The sequence below is a fragment of the Streptomyces sp. NPDC001515 genome, assembly GCF_053597115.1.
On sequence record NZ_JBSFHN010000001.1, the window covers coordinates 77,206 to 97,360 of the forward strand.

Consider the following 20,155-nt stretch of genomic DNA (forward strand, 5'->3'; position numbering starts at 1 on the left):
CGCGCCCGGGGTCAGGGGAACGACAGCGCGTCCGGCCCCAGCGCCGGGACCAGGCCCTCCGCCGCCGCACGGGTCAGCAGACCGCGGATCGCCGCGTAGCCGTCCTCGCCGAGGTCGGCGGTGAACTCGTTGACGTAGAGGCCGATGTGCTGGTCGGCCACGGCCGGGTCCATCTCCTGGGCGTGCTCCAGGACGTAGGGCCGGGAGGCCGTCGGATCGTCCCAGGCCATGCGGACCGAGGCCCGTACGGATTCGGCCAGCCGCTTCAGGGCGTCCGCGCCCAGCGAGCGCTTGGCGATGATCGCGCCGAGCGGGATCGGCAGCCCGGTGGTGTCCTCCCAGTGCCGGCCCATGTCGGCCAGGTTGTGCAGGCCGTAGTTCTGGTACGTGAAGCGGGCCTCGTGGATGACGAGGCCGGCATCGACCTTGCCGTCCCGTACCGCCGGCATGATCTCGTCGAACGGCATGACGACGATCTCGCCCACCCCGCCCGGCACGACCTCCGCCGCCCAGAGGCGGAAGAGCAGATAGGCCGTGGAGCGCTCGCTGGGCACGGCGACCGTCCGGCCCGTCAGATCGGTGCCCGGCTCACGGGTCAGGACCAGCGGACCGCAGCCCCGGCCCAGCGCCCCTCCGCACGGCAGCAGCGCGTACTCGTCGAGGACGTACGGCAGCACCGCGTACGACACCTTCAGCACGTCCAGCTCACCGCGCTCGGCCATGCCGTTGGTGAGGTCGATGTCCGCGAACGTCACGTCGAGCGCGGGCGCGTCCGGGACCCGGCCGTGCGCCCAGGCGTCGAAGACGAAGGTGTCGTTCGGACAGGGCGAGAAGGCGATCCGCAGCGGGTCAGGAATCGGTTCGGTCATGGTGCGTCCAGCCTTCCAGTACGGGGATGAGCATGCCGAACGCCCCGGTGAGCGCGGTCAGCGCGTCGCCGATGCGCCAGGCGTCGCGGTCGCGCGGACCGACGGCGTTCGAGACGGCCCGCAGCTCCAGCACGGGCAGGTCCAGCCGGGCGGCGGCCTCCGCCACGCCGAAGCCCTCCATGGCCTCGGCCAGTGCGTCGGGGTGCGCGGCGAGCAGACCGGCGGCGCGCTCGGCGCTGCCGGTGACGGTGGAGACGGTGAGGACGTCCCCGGTCGCCGCGCCGCTCGCGGCGGCCACCGCCCGGACCAGGGAGCGCGGCGGGAGGTGGAACGACCGGCCGAAGCCCAGCTCCGTGACCGGCAGGAAACCCTCGGGCGTCTCGGCGCCCAGATCGGCCGCGACGATCCGCGAGGCCACCACGAGGGAGCCGACGGGCGCGGCCGGGGCGAACCCGCCGCCGATCCCCGCCGAGACCACCAGGTCGTACCGCTCGGCCGCCAGGGCGAACGCGGCCGAGGCCGCGGCCGCCGCCGGACCCGCCTCGCCCGCCAGGACGTCCCAGGGCCCCGCCCGGTGGATCTCCGCCCCGGGTATCCGGTGGACGGCCGTCTCCGCACCGCCCCGGAACGCACGCGTGACCGCGTCCCGTTCCACCGGGACAGCGGTCACGACGAGCACACGCACGGGGGGGATCCTCCGAGGTCAGGAGGGGGTCAGTCGGTCTTTTCGAGCTTGAAGTGCCAGATGCCGGTGAGCTTCTTGCCCTTGGTCTCGACGATGCTGATCTGCGTCGAGCTCGTGGTCTCGCCGGTCTGGCTGGAGAAGAAGGCGCTGCCCGGGATGGAGCGGTAGGTCTTCTTGTACGGCTCCTGCTCGGCCTGCTGGCCGTTGATGAACAGGGTCCAGCCGTTGTCCGCGATCTCCGGGTCGACGCCGAAGCGGACCTTGTCGTCCATCGCGACCTTGACGGTCTTCTCGGCCTTCTTGTTCAGACAGCCCTGGATCAGCGACTCCTTCAGGGCGTCGCCGTCGTTGTAGCAGGCGGCCTCGGAACTCACCGAGTTGTCGCCGACCGTCACGGTGGCGAGCGGCGTCGGCTTGTCGCAGGCGGAGAGGACAAGGAGTCCCGCGGACACGGCACCAAGAGCGACGCCGATTCGACGGCCCTTACCGGAGAAGAACGCAACGGTCATGGGCCGAAGGCTATCGGTCGCCCCGGCTCATGCCACGCGGGGGTGCGGCGAGCCGCCCCGCGCGGCGCCCAGCAGACCCCGTACGGACGCCGCCGCGCCCAGCGCGAGGATGCCCGCGGCGACCGACATGCCCAGTACGCCGTTGAGGGGGAGGGAGATGCCGATCGCCCCGCCCACCACCCATGACATCTGGAGCAGCGTCTCGGACCGGGCGAAGGCGGAGGTCCGCACCTCCTCCGGCACATCGCGCTGGATCATCGCGTCCAGCGACAGCTTGGACAGCGCCTGGGTGAACCCGGCCGTGGCGGCCAGCGCGGCGACCAGGGCCGTGCTGAAGAACGCCGCCGCCAGCACCGCGACGGTCAGCGCCAGCCCCAGCACCGAGGCGACGATGACCTCGGGGCCGCGCGCCCGCAGCCAGGAGCCGACCGCCGTCCCCAGCGCGTTCCCGATCCCGGCCGCCACGCCGACGATGCCCAGCGAGATCGCGGCGCTCTGCCCGGAGAGCGGATGCTCGCGCAGCAGGAACGCCAAAAAGAAGATCAGGAAGCCGGAGAGCGCCCGGTGCGCGGCGTTGGCCTGGAGCCCGTGCAGGACCGACGGGCCGACGGTCCGCAGCCCAGGCCGCTTCTCGCCGTTCTTCTTCTCCTTGCCCTTCTTCTCCTTGGACCGGCCGGCCTCCGCTTTACGGACCGGGCCGGGCCGGCGCGTCAGGCTGTGCGGCAGCACCAGCCGGGCCCGGCGCTCGCCCTTCGCCGAGTCCACCTTGGGCGGCAGCGTGAACGCCAGGGCGGCGCCCCCGACGAAGATCGCGCACGCCCCGTACAGCGGCCACGGCGGCCCGATGGTCTGGAGCCCCGCCCCGATCGGGGCCGCCGCCCCGGTGGCCAGCAGACCGGCGAGCGTGACCCGGGAGTTCGCCTTCACCAGCGAGAAGCGGGGTGGCAGCAGGCGGGGGACGACGGCGCTGCGCACCACCCCGTACGCCTTGGAGCAGACGAGCACGCCCAGCGCCGCCGGATACAGCTCCAGGCCGCCGGTCGCCACCGCGCCCGACATCGTGATCGCCAGGACCGCGCGGGCCAGCATGGAGCCCGCCATGGCGGCCCGCCGGCCGTGCGGCAGATGGTCCAGGAGCGGCCCGATCACCGGGGCGAGCAGGATGAACGGCGCCATCGTGACCGCCAGATACAGCGCCACCCGGCCGCGCGCCTGGTCCGTCGGTACGGAGAAGAACACCGTGGACGCGAGCGCGACCGTGATCATCACATCGCCCGCGCCGTTCACCGCGTGCAGCTCGATCAGCTTGCCCAGGCCGGATTCGCCCGCCCCGTGCGCGTGCGTCGCCCGCCGGATGGAGCGCGCGGTCCGGGTGAACGGGGCCTTCAGGGCACGCCCGACCGCCCGCCCCGCACTGCGGAGCGGACCGGAGTCGTCGTGCGACCTGGCGGAAGCCACCTGGTCATAGTGCCCCAGTCCCCGGCATCACGAACCGGGATCACTACGGAGCGCGGCGCGGATGGCCCCGTCGGATCGGCGACCGCGCAGGTGGCGGGGGGTGCGGCCGGTTGCGGCGGGGCGGCGCGGCGGGGGTGGCGGCGGGGGCACGGGGGGCGGATACGGCGTCGTTTGGGACGGGCAGGTGGGCGGGGAGCGGCGGAGAGGGTAGCGTGCGTAGCGCGCCACCGGCGGTTTCCTCCCGGCCGCGCGCCTCTCGGCGATCCCGCAGAATGGATCGCGGAAGACGCGCCCGGGTCAGGCACCTCGGATGCGGACGTCGACGCGGCCCCCAGGTCCGCTCCGCCCGCAGCCGTACGGCCGAGATCGATGGATGTGCTGGCGCGCTCGTGAGACTGGCGTAGGAGAGAAGCGAGACCTGTGAGTGCTGCGACGACGCGAAGCCGTACGGCCCGTACCCCCGTCCCCGACCGGCTGTGCGCGGAGGCGGTAGACCTCGCCCGCGCCTCGGCCGAGGAGGCCGCGGCGCCGGGGGTGGTGGGCGAGCATGTGGCCGTGGTCTCCGAGGGGGACCGGGTCGTCACGCACTATTTCGAGTGCACCGACCCCGGCTACCGGGGCTGGCGCTGGGCGGTGACGGTCGCCCGCGCCTCCCGCGCGAAGAACGTCACGCTCGACGAAACGGTGCTGCTCCCGGGCGGTGACGCCCTGCTGGCGCCGGAGTGGGTGCCGTGGAGCGAGCGGCTGCGGCCGGGCGACATGGGGCCGGGCGATCTGCTGCCCACCGAGGCGGAGGACCTGCGGCTGGAGCCCGGGTACACGGGCGAGGACGAGCCCCCGCCGAACTCCGCGGTCTCCGAGGAGATGGCCGACCGGGTCGACGCGGAGGACGCCGAGCTGACCTCGCGTCCCGCCGGGACCAGCCGCGGTTCGATCGCCGCCGTCGCCGAGGAACTGGGCATGCGGCGGGCCAGGGTGCTGTCCCGGTACGGGCTGCACGCGGCGGCCGACCGCTGGGACGAGGCGTTCGGCCCGAAGACACCGATGGCGCAGGCGGCCCCGGCGTCCTGTGTGAGCTGCGCGTTCCTGGTGCCGCTCGCCGGTTCGCTGCGGCAGGCCTTCGGGGTGTGCGCCAACGAGTTCGGTCCGGCGGACGGGCACGTGGTGTCCCTCTCCTACGGCTGCGGCGGGCACTCGGAGGCCGCGGTCATGCCGAAGCCGCCTGTGCCGGCGCCGCACGCGCTGGACACCATGCAGGTCGACGTCTACCCGCTCCACCCGGAGCGGGACGCCGGTTCCGTCCCGGCGGAGGACGACCCCGAGGCGGACCTCGGCCACTCCTGATCGACGGGGCGGGGGCCCCGTCCTCGGGGTTCCGTCCTCAAGCGCCGGACGGGCTTGTGCGTGCGGGTTCCCCGCGGGGCGCCCGGTGTCCGGTGGGTGGGGGTCCGGGGTCCCTCCGGGGCGTCTCCTCGAACGACGAACGTGCGGGCCCGACGTATACGTACCCGGGTCTGTGTTCGTCGTTCTGCGGGGACTCCCCTGCACGCCCCCGGACCCGGCCGGTTCTGCGTCTGCGGCCCGGGATTCGCCGGAGGGGGGCCGTAACCGGCGTTCGTGGCCTCGGTTCCACCGGGGGTGAGACGCTCCACCGGCCGGGTGGGGGCGCGCAGGGGAGTCCCCGCAGGAAATGGCGTACGACCCGGTCCCTTTACGTACCCGGGTGCACACGCCATTTCCGAGGAGTCTCCCCGGAGGGGCACCACCCACCACCCACCGGACAGAGGCGCACCCCCACCCCCCGGAGGGCATCGCACAATCAGGGCCTCCAGGAAGCGCACACTGGGCAGCGCGGGGTACGCGCAACCGGAGCACGAACGACGGACGAGGGAGTCACAGCGTGGGCATCATGGTGACCGAGGGGGCCGACCCGTTCGGAACGGTACGGCTGCGGCGCGGCGTGCTCGACGCCTGGGGCGCCGGGCCGGCCCGCTTCCGGGAGGACGCCAACGCGGAGGAGGACCTGGCGCTCGGGGGGTACCGCGACCGGCTGGTGGTGGAGCTGGCGCAGAACGCGGCGGACGCCGCGGCCCGTGCGAAGGTGCCCGGCCGGCTCCGGCTGACGCTGCACCAGGCGACGGACGGGACCCCGCCCGTTCTCGCCGCCGCGAACACGGGCGCTCCGCTGGACGCCGCCGGGGTGGAGTCGCTGTCGACGCTGCGCGCGTCCGCGAAGCGGGAGGGCCACGAGGGCGCGGTCGGCCGGTTCGGCGTCGGCTTCGCCGCGGTGCTCGCGGTGAGCGACGAGCCGGCGGTCGTCGGCCGGCACGGCGGGGTGCGCTGGTCGCTCGCGGAGGCCCGCGACCTGGCCCGGGAGGCGGCCGTGGGCAGCCCCGGGCTCGGTGACGAACTGCGCCGCCGCGACGGCCACGTACCGCTGCTGCGGCTTCCGCTGCCCGCCGAGGGCTCCGCGCCCGACGGCTACGACACGGTGGTCATCCTGCCGTTGCGCGACGCCGCCGCCGAGGACCTGGTGGACCGGCTGCTCGCGGCCGTGGACGACGCCCTGCTGCTGACGCTCGGCGGCCTGGACGAGATCGTCGTGGAGACCCCGGAGTCCGTACGGACGCTGCGACGTTCGCAGCACGGCGCGTACACGCACGTCGAGGACTCCGCGCACGGCACGACCCGCTGGCGGACGGTCACCCGCCAGGGCGCGATCGAGCCCGCGCTGCTCGCGGACCGGCCGCTGGAGGAGCGGCTGCGTCCGCACTGGACGGTGACCTGGGCGGTACCGGTGGACGAGGACGGCGCCCCGGTCCACCCCCGCACCGCCCCCGTGGTGCACGCCCCGACGCCCACCGACGAACCTCTCGGCGTGCCCGCGCTGCTCATCGCCTCGCTGCCGCTGGACACCACCCGGCGCCACCCCGCGCCCGGACCGCTGACCGACTTCCTGGTGGAGCGTGCGGCCGACGCGTACGCCGAACTGCTCGCCGACTGGCAGCCGGTGTCGGTGGCGACGATCGGCCTGGTGCCGGGCCCGCTGGGGAAGGGCGAACTGGACGGCGCGCTGCGCGCGGCCGTGCTGGAGCGGCTGCCGAGGGTCGCGTTCCTGGCCGCAGCGGCCCCGCGCGACCCGGCCGCCGAACCGGACCGCTGGGACGGCTGGGACGCCCCGGAGGCCGCGCCCGGGGTGACGGCCGCGCTGCGGCCCCTGGAGGCGGAGGTCCTGGAGGGGGTCGGCGCGCAGACGGTCGCCGTGCTCGCCGAGGTGCTGCCGTGTCTTCTTCCGGCCGGGCTGGAGCGCCGCGTGGAACTGCGCACGCTCGGGGTGGCCCGGGTGCCGCTGACCGAGGCGATCGACCGGCTGGCCGGGCTGGAACGCGAACCGGACTGGTGGCGGCGGCTGTACGACAGCCTGACGGGCATCGACCCCGACCGGCTCACCGGCCTTCCGGTGCCGCTGGCCGGGACGGCGTCCGAGGGGCCGGACCCGGACGTGCCGGCGGTGCCCCGGACGACGATCGGCCCCCGGCAGGTCCTTCTGCCGCTGCCGGACGCGCTGACGGGGCCCGTGCTGGAGCGGCTGGGCCGGCTGGGCCTGAAGGTCGCCCACCCGGACGCCGCGCATCCGTTGCTGGAGAAGCTGGGGGCCCTGCCCGCCACCCCGCGCGCCGTGCTGACGACCCCGCAGGTGCGGGCCGCCGTCGCCGGTTCGCTGGACGCGGACGAGATCTGGGACGAGGACGCGCTGGACGGCGACGAACTCGTGGAGACCGTGCTGACGTTGGTCAGGGACGCCGGTCTGGAGCCCGGTGACGAACCGTGGCTGGGCGCGCTCGCCCTCCCCGACGAGGACGGCGAACCGGCCCCGGCCGGTGAGCTGGTGCTGCCCGGCAGCCCGTTCGCCGCCGTGACGCGCGAGGGCGAACTCGCCCTGTGCGACGAGGAACTGGCCGCCCGCTGGGGCGAGCAGCCGCTCACCGCATGCGGGGTGCTCGCCACGTTCGCCCTGGTCCGGGCCACCGATGTGGTGCTCGACCCGGACGAACTCGATCCGCGGGAGGGCGATTTCGCGGAACCGGACGACGCCGGGCTGCTCGACGCCGTCGACGTGTGGTGCGAGGACGTCCTGGACCGGCTTCCGGACGCGCCGGTCCCGCCCGTCGCCACGGAACTCGTCGCCGTCCGCGACCTCGACCTGGTCGATGACGACGCCTGGCCGCAGGCGCTCGCCCTGCTCGCCCGGCCGCCGCTGCGCGACGCGCTGACGCAGCCGGTCCGGGTGCTGCTCCCGGACGGCACGACGGAGTCGGTGCGCCCGTACACCGCGTGGTGGCTGCGCGGCCATCCGGTGCTGGACGGCCGCCGTCCGGCGGGGCTGCGGGCCCGGGGCGGCGATCCGCTGCTGGCCGGTCTGTACGACTCCGTGGACGCCACCGGCTTCGAGGACGCCCAGGTGCTGCGGGCGCTGGGGGTGCGGACCTCGGTGGCCGCGCTGCTCGACGAGCCCGGCGGGGCGGCCGAACTCCTGGGCCGGCTCGCGGACCCGGACCGCCCGGTCGGTCCCGTACAACTGCACGCCCTGTACACGGCGCTGGCCGCGCTCGATCCGGAGCAGGTGACGCTCCCGGACGAGCTGCGGGCGGTGGTGGACGGGGAGGTGCGGGTCGTGGACGCGGCGGACGCGGTGATCGCGGACGCCCCGGACCTGCTGCCGCTGACCGCCGGGCTGCCGCTCCTGCCGGTCGCCCCGGCGTGCGCGGCGGACCTGGCGGACCTGCTCCAGGTGCGGCGGCTCGGCGAGGCCGTCGAGGCCGAGGTGACCACGGAGGGCGAGGAGCACCGGGTCCCGGACTCCGTCCGTGTCCTGCTGGGTCCGGCCACCCCGGAGACGTACCTCGAACACGCCGAACTCCGCGCGGGCGGAGTCGAACTGGACTGGCGCCGCACCCCCGACGGCACCGTCCACGCCGCCACCCTGGAGGGCGTCGCCGCCGGACTGGCCTGGGCGGCCGGGCAGTGGCCGCGCCGCTTCGAGGTCGCGGCCCTGCTGGAGGACCCCTCCCGTACGGGTGAACTGGCCCGGGACCGCTGGTTCGACTGATCCGGCTCCGGCGCCCGCCGCTCGTGCCCAGGAGGTGTGACGCGGCGTCGAGTTCACCGGCGGTCTTCGCGAAATCTCCATAGTCGTGTACAACCCTTCACGTGCGTGCCCGGTCTGCTGGGGTGGGTCATCCCGACCCGACAGACCGGCCGGCCCGGGTGCTCCGCTTGCGGACCGGGCCCCTGCGTACGGGAATCACACATGCGCATACGCACATCCGCCGCCGTTTCCGTGGGCGTCCTCGCCCTGAGCGCGCTGGCGGTGCCGTCCGCCCAGGCCGACGGCCGCTACGGCGACACGGCGATCACCAAGGTGACGGTCAACGGCGGCAAGAACGTGATCGTCGGCACGAGCCTCGTCAAGAAGTTCACCGTGGTCGTGACGGCCAAGGACGACTCCGGGATCAAGGAGGCCGACATCGTCCTCCACGGCCCGGGGTTCGGCTTCCTCGACGCGAGCGGTGTCCGCTGCTCGGGCGGCACCTGCACGGCGAGCTTCCTCGTCGACCCGAAGGTCGATCTGCCGTACTCGAACGATTACGCGGGCACCTGGTACGTGGACGCCTGGGTGGACGCCAAGGACGGCGACTACGTCTGGAAGGAGAAGGCGGGCTCGTTCAAGTTCCAGCGGGCGGCCACGCTGAGCGTCAACGCCTCGCCCGAGCCGGTGAAGAAGGGCAGGACGCTCACGGTCACCGGCAAACTGGCGCGGGCCAGCTGGGACGACTTCACGTACCACGGCTACAGCGGTCAGTCGGTCAGGCTGCAGTTCTGCAAGAAGGGCAGCAAGACCTACACCACGGTGAAGACCGTCCGGACGAGCTCCACCGGCGCGCTGAAGACCACGGTCAAGGCGGCGGCGGACGGCTACTGGCGCTACAGCTTCGCCGGTACGTCCACGACCCCGGCCGTCGTCTCCTCGGGCGACTTCGTCGACGTGAAGTAGCGGCCCCGGTGCGGGCGGCGCCGTCCTACGACGGCCAGCGCCGCCCCACCAGCCGCCAGGCGTACTCCAGGGCGACCGAGGCGATCACGGCGATGCCGACGGCCGTCCACGGCATCGCCGTGCCGACCAGTTTCAGGGCGAAGAAGTCCTGGAGCCAGGGGACGGCGAGGACGACGAGGAAGGCGGCGCCCATGGCGAGGACGAGGCAGATCCGCCACCAGGTGTAGGGGCGGGCGATGATCGCGAGGACCCACATCGAGACGAGGAACAGGGTGAGGGTGGCGGTGCTCGTCTCGGCGTCCAGGGCGCCGGTGCCGGCGTAGTGGGAGCGGGCGATCAGATACGTCACGAAGGTGGCGGCGGCCGCGATGACGCCGGAGGGGATGGCGTACCGCATGACGCGGCGCACGAAGTGGGGGTGGGCGCGTTCCTTGTTGGGGGCCAGGGCGAGGAAGAACGCGGGGACGCCGATGGTGAGGGTGGACAGCAGGGTGAGGTGGCGGGGCAGGAACGGGTACTCGACCTGGAAACAGACGACGAGGACGGCGAGCAGCACGGAGTAGACGGTCTTCGTCAGGAACAGGGTGGCGACGCGGGTGATGTTGCCGATGACGCGGCGGCCCTCGGCGACGACGGACGGGAGCGTCGCGAAGCTGTTGTTGAGCAGGACGATCTGGGCGACGGCCCGGGTGGCCTCGGAGCCGGAGCCCATGGAGACGCCGATGTCGGCGTCCTTGAGCGCGAGGACGTCGTTGACGCCGTCGCCGGTCATGGCGACGGTGTGGCCGCGTGACTGGAGGGCGGCGACCATGTCGCGCTTCTGCTGGGGGGTGACGCGGCCGAAGACCGCGTTCTCCTCCATGGCGGTGGCCATCTCGTCCGGGTCGGTGGGCATCCGGCGGGCGTCCAGGGTGTGTTCGGCGCCGGGCAGCCCGAGCTTGGCGGCGACGGCGCCGACGGAGACGGCGTTGTCGCCGGAGATGACCTTGGCGGCGACGCGCTGGTCGGCGAAGTAGGCGAGGGTCTCTCCCGCGTCGGGCCGCAGCCGCTGTTCCAGCACGATCAGGGCGCTGGGCACGGCCCCGTCGGCGGGGGACGGATCGTCCAGTTCGCCCTTGACCCGGGCCAGCAGCAGCACGCGCAGCCCCTGTTCGTTGAGCCGCTCGATCTCGGTGAGGGCGGCGTCGTTCTCGGGGAGGAGGACGTCGGGGGCGCCGAGCAGCCAGGCGGAGGTCCGCTCCCCGTTCTCGTCGAAGGCGGCGCCGCTGTACTTGCGGGCGGAGGAGAAGGGCAGGGTGCCGGTGACGGTCCAGGGCCGGTCCGGGTCCGCCGGGTAGGCGTCGACGATGGCCTGGAGGCTGGCGTTGGGGTGCGGGTCGGAGGTGCCGAGGGCGCCGAGCACCCGGCGGAGGTAGGGCTCCTCGGTGCCGTTGAGCGGGCGGACCTCGGTGACGTCCATGCCGCCCTCGGTGAGGGTGCCGGTCTTGTCGAGGCAGACGACGTCGACCCGGGCCAGTCCCTCGATCGCGGGCAGCTCCTGGACGAGGCACTGTTTGCGTCCCAGCCGTACGACGCCGATCGCGAAGGCGACGGAGGTGAGCAGGACCAGGCCCTCGGGGATCATCGGGACGATGCCGCCGACGGTCCGGGCGACGGAGTCCTTGATGTTGTTGTCCTTGACGACCAGCTGGCTGATGATCAGGCCGATCGCGGTCGGGACCATCATCCAGGTGACGTACTTGAGGATGGTGGAGATGCCGCTGCGCAGCTCGGACTGGACGAGCGTGAAGCGGGACGCCTCTTCGGCGAGCTGGGCGGCGTAGGCCTCGCGGCCGACCTTGGTGGCGGCGAAGGCGCCGCCGCCCGCGACGACGAAGCTGCCGGACATGACGGGGTCGCCGGCCCGTTTGAGCACGGGGTCGGCCTCGCCGGTGAGCAGGGACTCGTCGATCTCCAGGTTGTCGGCCTCGGCGACCGTGCCGTCCACGACGACCTTGTCACCGGGTCCGAGTTCGATCACGTCCCCGAGGACGATCTCGGAGGTGGAGATCTCGGCGGCCACCCCGTCGCGCCGGACCGTGGGTCTGGCCTCCCCGATCACGGCGAGGCTGTCGAGGGTCTTCTTGGCCCGCCACTCCTGCACGATGCCGATGCCGGTGTTGGCGATGATCACGAAGCCGAAGAGGCTGTCCTGGATCGGCGCGACGATCAGCATGATCAGCCAGAGCACGCCGATGATCAGGTTGAACCGGGTGAAGACATTGGCCCGGACGATTTCGGTCAGGGAGCGGGAGGAGCGCACGGGGACGTCGTTGACCTCGCCGCGGGCGATCCGTTCGGCGACCTCGGCGGCGGTGAGTCCGTTCCGTACGGCGGCCGGGCCGGGCGGCTGCGACGGGTCGACGGGCTCCGGCCCGGGTCCGGCGTCGGTCCTGACCGGCCGTTCGGCGGAGCCGGTGCCGGAGGGTTCGGAGGTGCCGTCCGGCAGGTCGCCGGGGGGTTCGGGTGCCCGCTGAGTCATGGTTCCGACGGTACGGGCGGATCGTCCGCTTCACCCGTCAGGGGGTCCGAAGATCAGACCGGGGGAGGAGGGGAATGGTCCCCTGGTCGTACGCGCACGGTCCCGGGCGGGGCCGCCGGGCCCGAGAGTCGGACGGTCGTCTGTCAGGCGGAGGCGCCGGGCGCGTCCGCCCCGTCACCGGAGGCGCGGGCGGCGGCGGCCCGCTTGATCGCCGCGTCGCGGCCCCGTACGTACCAGATGCCGATCAGGCCGAGGCCGGCCCCGGCCAGGCAGGTCCACACCCACCACAGATGGCCGTGGTCGTCGAACCAGCCGTAGAACGGGATCTGGACCAGGAAGAGGACGAACCAGAGGATCGTGCCGCCGGTGATCGTCGCGACGACCGGGCCCTCCAGGGGCTCCGGCGCCTCGTGCTTCGCAGTCCACTTCGCCATGCCGCCAGTGTAAGCGGCGGGTACATAAAGGCCGTCGGGCCAGTCGGCCCAAGGGTCTACGCGCGGAGATAGCGATCTTCGCCTTATGTATTCATACTGAATCTGCTTACGGCTGGCTCGATTTATTCGTGTGAATGTCCAAAGCTGACCACTTTTTACCTCCTTCTACGTACGACTGAGGTCACCCATGTCCCCCTCGGCCACCGCTCCGGTCGACCCCAAGACGCCCCCGCCGCCGTCGTCCGCAGGCGGCCTGGACCGCTTCTTCAAGATCTCCGAGCGGGGGTCGACGATCGGTCGCGAGATCCGCGGCGGTTTCGCCACGTTCTTCGCGATGGCCTACATCATCGTGCTCAACCCGATCATCCTCGGCAGCGCGAAGGACATGTACGGCCACCAGCTCGACGGCGGCCAGCTGGTCACCGCCACGGTGCTGACCGCCGCGTTCTCCACCCTGCTCATGGGCGTCATCGGCAACGTCCCGATCGCGCTCGCCGCCGGCCTCGGCGTCAACACCGTGGTCGCCCTCCAGCTCGCCCCCCGGATGAGCTGGCCCGACGCCATGGGCATGGTCGTCCTCGCGGGCATCGTCGTGATGCTCCTGGTCGCCACCGGCCTGCGCGAACGCGTCATGAACGCCGTACCGACCTCGCTCCGCAAGGGCATCGCGATCGGCATCGGCATGTTCATCCTGCTGATCGGCCTGGTCGACTCGGGCTTCGTCTCCCGCATCCCGGACGCCGCGCACACCACCGTGCCGCTCCAGCTCGGCAGCGACGGCCACCTCAACGGCTGGCCGGTGCTCGTCTTCGTCCTCGGCGCGCTGCTCACCCTCGCGCTGATCGTCCGCAAGGTGCCGGGCGCGATCCTGATCTCCATCGTCGCCATGACCGTCGTCGCGCTGATCATCGACGCGATCGCGGACCTGCCGGGCGAGGCGTGGGGCCTGACCGTGCCGAAGTGGCCGGGCAACCCGGTCGACACCCCGGACTTCGGGCTGATCGGTCACGCGAGCCTGTTCGGCGGCTTCGACAAGGTCGGCGTGCTGACGGGCATCCTGTTCGTCTTCACCGTGCTGCTGTCCTGCTTCTTCGACGCCATGGGCACCATCCTCGGCGTCGGCGACGAGGCCAAGCTGACCGACGAGAACGGCAACTTCCCCGGCATCAACAAGGTGCTGTTCGTCGACGGCATCGCGGTCGCCGCGGGCGGTGGCACCTCCTCGTCCGCCTCGACCTGCTTCGTGGAGTCCACCGCGGGTGTCGGTGAGGGCGCGCGGACCGGTTTCGCGAGCATCGTCACGGGTCTGCTGTTCACGGCGGCGCTGTTCCTCACGCCGCTGGCGACCATGGTCCCCTCGCAGGCGGCCACTCCGGCGCTGCTGGCGGTCGGCTTCCTGATCATCGCGGGCTCGGTGAGGGACATCGACTGGAGCGACTACACGCTCGCGATCCCGGCCTTCCTGGCCATGGTCATGATGCCGTTCACGTACTCGATCACCAACGGCATCGGCATCGGCTTCATCGCCTTCTGCGTGCTGCGGCTGGCCGCCGGACGCGGTCGCGAGGTGCCCGTGGCCATGTACGCGGTGTCGGCGGTCTTCGTCTTCTACTACGCGATGCCGGCGCTCGGCCTCACGTGATCCCTGGGGCGGGGGCTCAGGTGACCTCTTCGGCCCTGGCCCCCTCCGCCCCGTAGAACTTCTCCGTCTCCTCGACGGCCGACTGGAAGCGTTCGTCGAAGTCGTCGCGAATGAGCGTCCGGACCACATAGTCCTGGACGCTCATTCCGCGTTTCGCGGCGTGCTGCTTGAGCCGGTCGAGCAGCTCACCGTCTATCCGCAGGCTGAGCACTGTCGATCCCATGCCAAGCAGGGTTACGTCCCGCGGGGCCGAAGTGCGTGACTTTCCGGAAGCGACTCACTCGTTTGGGTGATCGATTGGTAAACCCGCACGCGCGCGGATACCACCGAGTGGTCTTTAGGGTAGGTAATGAGTTACTCTAACAAACATGCCTGACCTGATCCACGACGGCGACAGTGCCGCCGTGAACTCCCTTCGCTCCGCCGTCATGCTGCTGGGCCGGCGCCTCAAGCACCAGCGCGTCGACGAGTCGCTGAGCCCCACCGAGATGTCGGTGCTCGGCACGCTCGCCCGCTGCGGTTCCGCCACCCCCGGTGAGCTGGCCCGCAAGGAGCACGTGCAGCCGCCGTCGATGACCCGCATCGTCGCGCTGCTGGAAGCCAAGGGACTTGTCAGACTGGAACCGCACCCCGATGACCGCCGTCAGAAGATGGTCAGCCAGACCGAGCAGGCCGAGGCCATGCTCGCCGAGAGCCGCGACAAGCGGAACGCCTGGCTGACCACCCTGGCCGAAGGTCTGGACGAGGACGAGTGGGAGACGCTGCGCACCGCGGCGCCCGTGCTCGAAAAGCTGGCCCACCTGTAGCGGGGCGGGCCGCGCCGGACCGGGTCCGGCGCCCGCCCCCGCCGAGGCGTCCCCGTCAGTCAGCCCAGTGTCCACGCCCGAGGAGGCGAACCCTTTTGAGTACGGGATCCGGAGCAGACTCCGCCCCCGCACCGACTTCCACCCACGAGAGCAGGACCGGCGGGACCTTCTCGTCGCTGAAGATACGCAACTACCGCCTGTTCGCCACGGGCGCCGTGATCTCCAACACCGGTACCTGGATGTCCCGCATCACGCAGGACTGGCTCGTCCTGAGCCTGACCGGGTCCGCCGCCGCCGTCGGTATCACCACGGCCCTCCAGTTCCTCCCGATGCTGCTCTTCGGCCTGTACGGCGGCGTCATCGCCGACCGCCTCCCGAAGCGCAAGCTCCTTCTCGTCAGCCAGGCCGCCCTCGGGCTCTGCGGGATCGCGCTCGCGGTCCTCACGCTCTCCGGCGTGGTCCAGGTGTGGCACGTCTATCTGATCGCGTTCCTGCTCGGCATGGTCACGGTCGTGGACAACCCGGCGCGCCAGTCGTTCGTCTCCGAGATGGTCGGCCCCGCGCAGCTGCGCAACGCCGTCAGCCTGAACTCGGCGAACTTCCAGTCCGCCCGGCTCATCGGCCCCGCCGTCGCGGGCGTGCTGATCACCACGGTCGGCAGCGGCTGGGCGTTCATGTTCAACGGGCTGTCGTTCGCCGCCCCGCTGATCGGCCTGCTGATGATGCGGACGAGCGAACTGCACAAGGCCACCGTCGTGCCCCGGGCCAAGGGCCAGCTCCGCGAGGGGCTGCGGTACGTCTCCGGCCGCCCCGAGCTGATCTGGCCGATCGTCCTGGTCGGCTTCGTCGGTACGTTCGGCTTCAACTTCCCGATCTGGCTGACGGCCTTCGCGGACGAGATCTTCCACGGCGGCGCCGGGATGTACTCGTTCTTCAACATCCTCATGGCGGCCGGCTCCCTCGCCGGCGCGCTCCTGGCCGCCCGCCGCCGCTCCTCGCGGCTGCGGATGCTGGTCGCCGCCGGTACGGCCTTCGGCCTGCTGGAGATCATCGCCTCGCTGTCGCCGTCCGTCTGGCTCTTCGCGATCCTGCTGGTCCCGATCGGCATGATCGGCCTCACGACCAACATCAGCGCCAACACCAGCGTCCAGATGGCCGCCGACCCGGCCATGCGCGGCCGGGTGATGAGCCTGTACATGATGGTCTTCGCCGGGGGTACGCCGGTGGGCGCCCCCATCGTCGGCTGGATTAGCGACACGTACGGCGTCCGTACCGGCATGGCGGTCGGCGGCGCGTTCTCCCTGCTCGCCGCGCTCGGCGTCGGCTTCATGCTCGCCCGCGTCGGCGGTCTGCGGCTGAAGGTGGACCTCCGTCCGGGCCGCCCGCACGTCCGCTTCGTCCCCCGCGAACGGCTGGCGACCGCGGCCTGACCGCCCCGCCCGTACGCGACACGGCCCCGCACCGGCCCGACCGGTGCGGGGCCGTCGTGCGTGCGGCGGCGCCCGGAGCCCGGAACGGGCCCCGGGCTGCCAGACTCGCCGTATGAGACTCTTCGCCGCCGTGCTGCCGCCGGAGCCCGCCGTGGAGGAGTTGCGGGGCGCGGTGGCGCCCCTGCGGCGTCTGCCGGGGGCCGAGGGGCTGCGGTGGACGGAACCGGCCGGATGGCACTACACGCTCGCGTTCCTCGGGGAGGTCGACGAGGAGGTCCTGCCGGAGCTGTACCGGCGGACGGAGCGGGCCGCCCACCGGACGGAGCCCTTCGGGCTGCGGATGCACGGGGCCGGGCGGTTCGACGGGCGGGCGCTGTGGACGGGCGCCGCCGGGGCGCTGGACGCGTTGCGGCTGCTGGCCGAGCGGGCGGACGCGGCGGCCCGGCGGTCCGGGGTGCCCATGGAGGAGCACCGCCGCTACGTCCCGCACCTCACGCTGGCCCGCAGCCGGGTCCCGGCCGATCTCGTCCCCTTTACCTCCGCGCTGGAAGATTTCGAGGGGCGGCACTGGGAGGTGCGTGAGCTGAGTCTCGTCCGCAGCAGCCTGCCGGTGAGCGGGGTGCCGGGGGAGCGGCCTAGGTACGAGGTGGTGCGGGCCTGGCCGCTGGGCGGGTGAGCCGGTCGGGTTAGGCTCGTCGGGTGGACCCGAAGACCAGAAACCGCATCATGGCGGCCGTGCTCGTGCTGATGTTCGCCGTCGTCGCCGTGGCGGCCGCCCTCGGCTGATCCCGCACCCGCCGCCCCGGCCACTGGTCCGGCCCGGTCCCGGCCATTCGGGGCGGCGGGCAGGAGAACGCTTGCTTCGAGCGGACTCGAAGGCGTTGGCTGGGTGACCATGAAGTACACACATCTGGGACGCACCGGACTCGAAGTCAGCCGTCTCGTGCTCGGCACGATGAACTTCGGCCCGCAGACCGACGAGGCCGACAGCCACACCATCATGGACACCGCGCTCGACGCGGGCGTCAACTTCTTCGACACTGCCAACGTCTACGGCTGGGGCGAGAACAAGGGCCGCACCGAGGAGATCATCGGCAGTTGGTTCGACCGCGGCGGCGACCGCCGGGACAAGGTCGTCCTCGCCACCAAGGTGTACGGGAACATGGGCTCCGACGGCGAGGCATGGCCCAACCACCACAAGCTCTCCGCGGTGAACATCCGCCGTGCCGTGGACGCCAGCCTCAAGCGGCTGCGGACGGACCGCATCGACGTCTACCAGTTCCACCACATCGACCGGGACACCCCGGTGGACGAGATCTGGCAGGCCATCGACGTCCTGGTCCAGCAGGGCAAGATCCTCTACGCCGGCTCCTCCAACTTCCCCGGCTGGAAGATCGCCCAGATGAACGAGACCGCCCGGAGCCGCGGTTCGTACGGGCTCGTCAGCGAGCAGTGCCTCTACAACCTCGCGGAGCGCCGCGCGGAGATGGAGGTCATCCCGGCCGCGCAGGAATACGGCCTCGGCGTCATCCCCTGGTCCCCGCTGCACGGCGGTCTCCTCGGCGGCGCGATCCGCAAGGAGAGCGCGGGCGGCTCCGCCCGTTCGGCCTCCGGCCGGGCCGCGGAGACGCTCGCCGACCCGGCGGCCCGCGCGCGGATCCAGGCGTACGAGGACCTGCTGGACAAGCACGGTCTGGAGCCCGGCGAGGTGGGCCTGGCCTGGCTGCTGACGCGTCCCGGTGTCACGGGCCCGATCACCGGCCCGCGCACCCTGGCGCAGTTGGAGTCCGCGCTGCGCGCGGTCGAGCTGGAGCTGTCGGACGAGGTGCTGGCCGGCCTCGACGAGATCTTCCCGGGGCCGGGTCCCTCGCCGGAGTCGTTCGCCTGGTAGGGGCGTGCCGTTCCGGAGCCGGCCGGGCGGTCCGGGCGCCGCGTGCGCTCAGGCCGTCCGGCCGCCCGCGTTCGTGCCGCCGGGGTTCGCCCCGCCGGGGTTCGTTCCGCCCGGAGGCGGTCCGCCCGGGTTCGTCGAGGGTGACAGGACCCAGCCCAGTCCCGCCGCCGTGCCCAGCCAGACCGCGCAGCCGACCGGCACGGCCCAGACGGGTCCGAGGGCGGAGACGTAGGCGAGCATCCCCCAGGTGACGAGCCCGTTGATCCATCCGCTCATGGAGAGGATCAGGGCCGCGCGGGACGGGAGCCGCAGCCGGACGGCGAGCTGGTCCGCGATCACCACGCCCACGGTCAGTGCGGCGAGGCAGGCGCCGCCCGCGAACACGACATAGCGTCCGGAGATCTTGTCCGTCACCGCGTTGTCGATGGCGGCCCCGCCGGCCCCCAGCGGGACGGCGAGCAGCAGCGCGGACAGGATGCGGTCGAAGAGCTTGCGCTCGTGCGGGTTGAAGACGTTGGTGAACCCGTGTGCGGCGGCCATGCCGGCCAGCCCGGCGAAGCCGCCGAGGATGAGCACGTTCCCGGCCCGGGTGGTCACGCACAACAGCAGGAGGACGCCCGTGACGAGCGCGGTTCCGCCGCCGGCCAGCCAGGTCGCGGCCACCGTGCGCGTGGACACCGAGCCGATCCGGGGCGACCGTCCGCCGATCCGGAGCCGTTCCTGGGAGGGCGGCATCGGGGGCGAGTACCTGGGGGGCTGCGCGTCCGCCGGGAACTGCGGGACCGGTGGCAGGGCGGCCGTATGAGCGACGGATCCCAGGGTGGTGGGGGTGCTGTCCGGCTCGGGGGAGGGCGTGCGGGTCGGTTCCGGTTCCGGTACGGGGTCCGGTGGGACCGGTGCCGGTGCCGCTACGGCTTCGGCCGCTCCGGCGGTCCCCGCGGTCCCGGCCGCGCGGGCGGCCTTCAGCAGGGCGGACACCTCCGCCGCGTCCGCCGGGCGCTCGTCCGGTTCCTTGGCGAGCAGCCGCAGGACGAGCGCGTCGAGTCCGTCGTACGCGGACAGCTCCGCGCGCCGTTCGCTCGGCGGCCGGGGGGTGTTCCTGAGGTGCTGGGCCAGAACGGCCGTGCCCGTGCCGGTGAAGGGCGGTTCGCCCGTGAGCAGGGTGTGGAGGAGGCAGCCGAGGGAGTAGAGGTCGCTGCGGCTGTCGATGGTGTCGGGCGTCAGGATCTGTTCGGGCGACATGTACAGCGGGGTGCCGATCACGAACCCCGTCGCCGTCAGATCGGTGCGGGTCAGGGGGCCGGCCGTGGACAGCATCCGCGCGATCCCGAAGTCCAGGATCTTGATGGTGCCCTCGGAGGTGAGCAGGACATTGGCCGGTTTGATGTCGCGGTGGACGACGTCCGCCCGGTGCGCGGTCTGCAGACCGGCGCAGATGGCGACCGCCCAGTCGAGCACGTCGGAGACCGGTACGGGGTCCGGCTTCCGTTTCTCCAGGACGGCCCCGAGGTCCCGCCCCCGCAGGTGTTCCATGACGAGGTACAGCACCCGTTCGTCGGCCACCCGCGCCTCGCCGAAGTCGTGCAGGGTCACGATGTGCGGGCTGGACAGGCCGCCGACCACCCGGGCTTCGCGTGTGAAGCGGCTGACGGCGGTGGCCTCGTCGGGCTGGCCGAGGACCTTGACCGCGACCGTGCGGCCGATGCGCTCGTCCTCGGCGAGCCAGACCCGGCCCATTCCGCCGGAGCCCACCGGCTCCTTCAGCCGGTACCGCTCATCGAGTAACACCCCGCGCATCGGCCGCCCCCGCTCAACTCGTCTGACCCGCCCGGTCCATGATGACCCGACAGCTCAC

At 72.5% G+C, this 20,155-nt stretch carries 16 protein-coding genes; 8 read left to right on the plus strand and 8 right to left on the minus strand.

The window, feature by feature from the left end; genetic code table 11:
• Positions 1-11: 11 nt before the first annotated feature.
• Genes ACWCXC_RS00355 through ACWCXC_RS00370 form a run of 4 tightly spaced genes read right to left on the minus strand, consistent with a single transcriptional unit; the run spans position 12 to position 3,521 of the window.
• The gene (locus tag ACWCXC_RS00355) at positions 12-869 is read right to left on the minus strand and encodes a 1,4-dihydroxy-6-naphthoate synthase (RefSeq protein WP_450680800.1); all 858 of its coding nucleotides are present in this window, start codon (positions 867-869) and stop codon (positions 12-14) included.
• Positions 850-1,554 carry a futalosine hydrolase gene (locus tag ACWCXC_RS00360; RefSeq protein ID WP_450885665.1) on the minus strand — a complete coding sequence of 235 codons (705 nt, stop codon included), beginning with the start codon at positions 1,552-1,554 and terminating at the stop codon, positions 850-852. The genes ACWCXC_RS00355 and ACWCXC_RS00360 overlap by 20 nt, the downstream gene beginning before the upstream one ends.
• A 29-nt stretch (positions 1,555-1,583) precedes the next feature.
• The gene (locus ACWCXC_RS00365) at positions 1,584-2,063 is read right to left on the minus strand and encodes a DUF2771 domain-containing protein (RefSeq protein ID WP_383642498.1); all 480 of its coding nucleotides are present in this window, start codon (positions 2,061-2,063) and stop codon (positions 1,584-1,586) included.
• A 27-nt stretch (positions 2,064-2,090) separates the two neighbouring features.
• A complete protein-coding gene (locus ACWCXC_RS00370; protein ID WP_450885668.1) occupies positions 2,091-3,521 on the minus strand; it encodes an MFS transporter in 1,431 nt (476 codons plus the stop codon).
• A gap of 420 nt (positions 3,522-3,941) precedes the next feature.
• On the opposite strand from ACWCXC_RS00370, the gene ACWCXC_RS00375 reads away from it, so the two are divergent.
• The 3 genes from ACWCXC_RS00375 (at position 3,942) to ACWCXC_RS00385 (ending at position 9,576) form a co-directional block, all read left to right on the plus strand.
• On the plus strand, positions 3,942-4,865 hold the full coding sequence (locus ACWCXC_RS00375) for a DUF3027 domain-containing protein (protein ID WP_450885670.1): 924 nt from the start codon (positions 3,942-3,944) through the stop codon (positions 4,863-4,865).
• A 565-nt stretch (positions 4,866-5,430) separates the two neighbouring features.
• Complete coding sequence (locus tag ACWCXC_RS00380; protein ID WP_450886371.1) at positions 5,431-8,631, plus strand: sacsin N-terminal ATP-binding-like domain-containing protein; 3,201 nt, start codon at positions 5,431-5,433, stop codon at positions 8,629-8,631.
• Positions 8,632-8,832: 201 nt separating this feature from the next.
• Positions 8,833-9,576 carry a calcium-binding protein gene (locus ACWCXC_RS00385; protein WP_450680805.1) on the plus strand — a complete coding sequence of 248 codons (744 nt, stop codon included), beginning with the start codon at positions 8,833-8,835 and terminating at the stop codon, positions 9,574-9,576.
• Positions 9,577-9,601: 25 nt separating this feature from the next.
• On the opposite strand, the gene ACWCXC_RS00390 is transcribed toward ACWCXC_RS00385, so the two are convergent.
• Both ACWCXC_RS00390 and ACWCXC_RS00395 read right to left on the minus strand, forming a co-directional pair.
• Positions 9,602-12,097 (minus strand): cation-translocating P-type ATPase, encoded by a 2,496-nt coding sequence (locus tag ACWCXC_RS00390; RefSeq protein ID WP_450885672.1) that lies wholly within the window; start codon positions 12,095-12,097, stop codon positions 9,602-9,604.
• 143 nt (positions 12,098-12,240) lie between these two features.
• Complete coding sequence (locus ACWCXC_RS00395) at positions 12,241-12,531, minus strand: DUF2530 domain-containing protein (protein WP_450680807.1); 291 nt, start codon at positions 12,529-12,531, stop codon at positions 12,241-12,243.
• A 187-nt stretch (positions 12,532-12,718) separates the two neighbouring features.
• On the opposite strand from ACWCXC_RS00395, the gene ACWCXC_RS00400 reads away from it, so the two are divergent.
• Positions 12,719-14,173, plus strand: coding sequence for an NCS2 family permease (locus tag ACWCXC_RS00400; protein ID WP_450680808.1), 1,455 nt, complete (start codon positions 12,719-12,721; stop codon positions 14,171-14,173).
• Positions 14,174-14,189: 16 nt separating this feature from the next.
• On the opposite strand, the gene ACWCXC_RS00405 is transcribed toward ACWCXC_RS00400, so the two are convergent.
• Positions 14,190-14,396 carry a ribbon-helix-helix protein, CopG family gene (locus ACWCXC_RS00405; protein ID WP_383642518.1) on the minus strand — a complete coding sequence of 69 codons (207 nt, stop codon included), beginning with the start codon at positions 14,394-14,396 and terminating at the stop codon, positions 14,190-14,192.
• A 145-nt stretch (positions 14,397-14,541) separates the two neighbouring features.
• Here ACWCXC_RS00405 and ACWCXC_RS00410 point away from each other — a divergent pair, with 145 nt between their 5' ends.
• The 4 genes from ACWCXC_RS00410 (at position 14,542) to ACWCXC_RS00425 (ending at position 18,300) form a co-directional block, all read left to right on the plus strand.
• On the plus strand, positions 14,542-14,979 hold the full coding sequence (locus ACWCXC_RS00410) for a MarR family winged helix-turn-helix transcriptional regulator (protein WP_450680809.1): 438 nt from the start codon (positions 14,542-14,544) through the stop codon (positions 14,977-14,979).
• A gap of 95 nt (positions 14,980-15,074) precedes the next feature.
• Positions 15,075-16,409 carry an MFS transporter gene (locus ACWCXC_RS00415; protein ID WP_450680810.1) on the plus strand — a complete coding sequence of 445 codons (1,335 nt, stop codon included), beginning with the start codon at positions 15,075-15,077 and terminating at the stop codon, positions 16,407-16,409.
• Positions 16,410-16,521: 112 nt separating this feature from the next.
• Complete coding sequence (thpR, locus tag ACWCXC_RS00420) at positions 16,522-17,085, plus strand: RNA 2',3'-cyclic phosphodiesterase (RefSeq protein ID WP_450680811.1); 564 nt, start codon at positions 16,522-16,524, stop codon at positions 17,083-17,085.
• A gap of 219 nt (positions 17,086-17,304) precedes the next feature.
• Complete coding sequence (locus ACWCXC_RS00425; protein ID WP_450885676.1) at positions 17,305-18,300, plus strand: aldo/keto reductase; 996 nt, start codon at positions 17,305-17,307, stop codon at positions 18,298-18,300.
• 48 nt (positions 18,301-18,348) lie between these two features.
• Here the strand turns inward: ACWCXC_RS00425 and ACWCXC_RS00430 are convergent, their stop codons facing one another.
• Positions 18,349-20,088 (minus strand): serine/threonine-protein kinase, encoded by a 1,740-nt coding sequence (locus ACWCXC_RS00430; protein ID WP_450680813.1) that lies wholly within the window; start codon positions 20,086-20,088, stop codon positions 18,349-18,351.
• Positions 20,089-20,155 lie beyond the last annotated feature (67 nt).